Genomic DNA, 3,011 nt, shown 5'->3' on the forward strand with positions numbered 1-3,011 from the left:
GGAAGTGTTTTGGTTTCCGGTCGACTGCTGTCGGACATCACCAAGTCATTGCCGGCGAAACCCGTCGACGTCAGCGTCGAGGGCACCCGGGTATTGCTGACGTGTGGAAGCGCGCGGTTCTCGCTGCCCACGATGGCGGTCGAGGACTACCCGACGTTGCCCACCCTCCCCGAGGACACCGGGGTGGTCTCCTCGGAGCTGTTCGGGCAGGCCATCGGGCAGGTGGCCGTTGCCGCCGGCCGCGACGACACCTTGCCGATGCTCACCGGCATTCGCGTCGAGATCTCCGGTGAGAAGGTCGTCCTGGCGGCCACCGATCGGTTCCGGCTGGCCGTGCGCGAACTCACCTGGTCGACGTCCACTGCCGACGTCGAGGCTGCGGTGCTGGTTCCTGCCAAGACCCTCGCCGAAGCAGCGCGTGCGGGCACCGACGGATCCGACGTGCATCTGTCCCTCGGCGCGGGGCCGGCCGTCGGCAAGGACGGCCTGCTGGGCATTCGCAGCAACGGAAAGCGCACGACGAGCCGCCTTTTGGATGCTGAGTTCCCCAAGTTCCGGCAACTCCTTCCCGCCGAGCACACGGCCGTCGCGACCATCGGCGTCGCCGAACTCACCGAGGCCATCAAGCGTGTGGCGCTGGTCGCGGATCGCGGGGCGCAGGTGCGGATGGAGTTCTCCGAGGACTCGCTGCGCCTCACCGCGGGCGGCGAGGATGCGGTCGGTCGCGCGGAGGAAGACCTCCCCGTCCAGTTCTTCGGTGACCCGTTGACCATCGCCTTCAACCCGACCTATCTCACCGACGGCCTTGGTTCTTTGCATTCCGAGAAGGTGACGTTCGGCTTTACGACGTCCAGCCGCCCCGCAGTGTTGCGGCCGGCGGGTGATGATGACGTGTACGTCGGTTCGAGTGGTCCGTTCCCGGCCGCCCAAACCGATTACGTGTACCTGTTGATGCCGGTGCGGCTTCCTGGCTGACCGGCCCTACGCCACGAAAGAGGCGCTCATGCAACTCGGGTTGGTCGGTCTCGGCAAAATGGGCTTCAACATGCGTGAACGCCTGCGCGAGGGTGGACATGAAGTGGTCGGCTACGACCCTCGTCCCGAGGTGACCGACGTGCCGGATCTCGCCGGGCTGGCCGCTGCGCTCCCCGCACCGCGCGTGATCTGGGTGATGGTGCCCTCCGGTGAGGTGACCAACGGCACGATCGTCGGATTGTCCGAGGTCCTCGGCGCTGGTGATCTCGTCATCGACGGTGGCAACTCGCGCTACACCGAGGATGGCCCCCACGCGGCGTTGTTGGCGGAGAAGGGAATCGGATTCATCGACGCGGGTGTGTCCGGTGGCATCTGGGGTCTGACCGAGGGCTACGGACTGATGGTCGGTGGCAGCGACGAGGACGTCGCCAAGGTGATGCCGATCTTCGACACGCTCCGGCCGCCGGGACCTCAGGAGGACGGCTTCGTGCACGCCGGTCCCGTGGGTGCAGGCCACTTCGCCAAGATGGTGCACAACGGTGTCGAGTACGCCATGATGACCGCCTACGGCGAGGGTTACGAGTTGCTCGCCGCGGAGGATCTGATCAAGAGCCCGCAAGCGGTGTATCAGGCTTGGACCAACGGCACCGTCGTGCGATCGTGGTTGCAGACGCTGCTCGCCAAGGCGCTCAAGGAGGATCCCCAGCTCGCCGAGATCAAGGGCTACACGGATGACTCGGGCGAGGGCCGCTGGACCGTCGAGGAAGCGATTCGGCTGCGCGTCCCCGTGCCGGCAATTGCGGCCTCGCTGTTCGCGAGATTCCTTTCCCGCCAAGATGATTCGCCGACAATGAAGGCCGTAGCTGCCCTCCGGAACCAATTTGGTGGGCACGCGGTGAAGAGGATCAGCGAATCCGGCTGACCCGGCGGCAGAGAACGATTACGTGGGGCTACTTGGTGTACGTACGTCAGATCGGACTGATCGACTTCCGTTCGTGGTCCAAGCTCGAGTTGGAGTTGACGCCCGGACGTACCGTCTTCGTCGGTCCCAACGGCTTCGGTAAGACGAATCTCGTCGAGGCCCTGTGGTATTCGTCGACTCTGGGCTCGCACCGGGTCGCCAATGACGCACCGCTGATCCGTGCCGGCGCAGACCGGGCCATCGTGTCGACGATCGTCGTCAACGAGGGCCGTGAGCTCGCGGTGGATCTGGAGATCACCGCCGGCCGCGCCAACAAGGCTCGACTGAACCGGTCCCCGGTTCGTAGCGCCAGAGAGATCCTCGGTGCGCTACGCGCCGTGCTGTTCGCTCCCGAGGACCTTGCGCTCGTCAGGGGCGAACCCGGTGAGCGGCGGCGCTACGTCGACGAACTGGCCACCACCAGGAGACCGTCCATCGGTGGAGTCAGGGCGGACTACGACAAGGTGCTCAAGCAACGCGCGGCACTGTTGAAAACCGCTGCGGGCGCTCGCTATCGGGGTGACTCCAGCGCCTTGACGACATTGGACGTGTGGGACGGTCACCTCGCCATGCACGGCGCTCGGCTGATCGCGGCGCGCATCGACCTGATCAACCAACTGGCGCCGGAGATCGAGAAGGCCTATCAATTGTTGGCGCCCGCCTCGAGGCCGGCCTCGGTTCGCTACCGCAGCTCCGTGGAGGCGGTCGAGGCCGAGGCCGCCACGGGCTCCTCGAACGCCGAAGTCCTCGAGGTTGCCCTGCTCGATGCGCTCGCCAGAAAGCGCGCGGCAGAGCTCGAGCGCGGTGTCTGCCTCGTCGGTCCGCACCGCGACGATCTCGAACTCAGGCTCGGCGATCAGGTTGCGAAAGGCTTTGCTAGCCATGGTGAGTCGTGGTCGATGGCATTGTCGCTGCGGCTCGCGGCGTACGAGCTGCTGCGGGCGGATGGAAGTGATCCGGTGCTTCTGCTCGACGACGTGTTCGCCGAGCTCGACACCGCCCGGCGGCGGGCGCTGGTCGAGGTGGCGGCATCGGCCGAACAGGTTCTGGTGACCGCCGCAGTGTCGGAGGACAT

Annotated in this window: 3 protein-coding genes; all 3 read left to right on the forward strand. The window is 66.1% G+C overall.

The features are described from left to right. Positions 1 to 975: DNA polymerase III subunit beta (dnaN, locus tag ABW137_RS33295; protein WP_526406793.1), on the forward strand; the 975-nt coding region annotated here is incomplete at its 5' end. A gap of 28 nt (positions 976 to 1,003) precedes the next feature. Then, on the forward strand, positions 1,004 to 1,897 hold the full coding sequence (gene gnd, locus ABW137_RS33300; protein WP_526406795.1) for a phosphogluconate dehydrogenase (NAD(+)-dependent, decarboxylating): 894 nt from the start codon (positions 1,004 to 1,006) through the stop codon (positions 1,895 to 1,897). A 35-nt stretch (positions 1,898 to 1,932) separates the two neighbouring features. Then, the coding region (gene recF, locus ABW137_RS33305) for a DNA replication/repair protein RecF (RefSeq protein WP_526406797.1) at positions 1,933 to 3,011 on the forward strand (1,079 nt) is incomplete at its 3' end.

This window comes from Mycobacterium sp. (assembly GCF_040509115.1).
Classification (GTDB): Bacteria; Actinomycetota; Actinomycetes; order Mycobacteriales; family Mycobacteriaceae; genus Mycobacterium.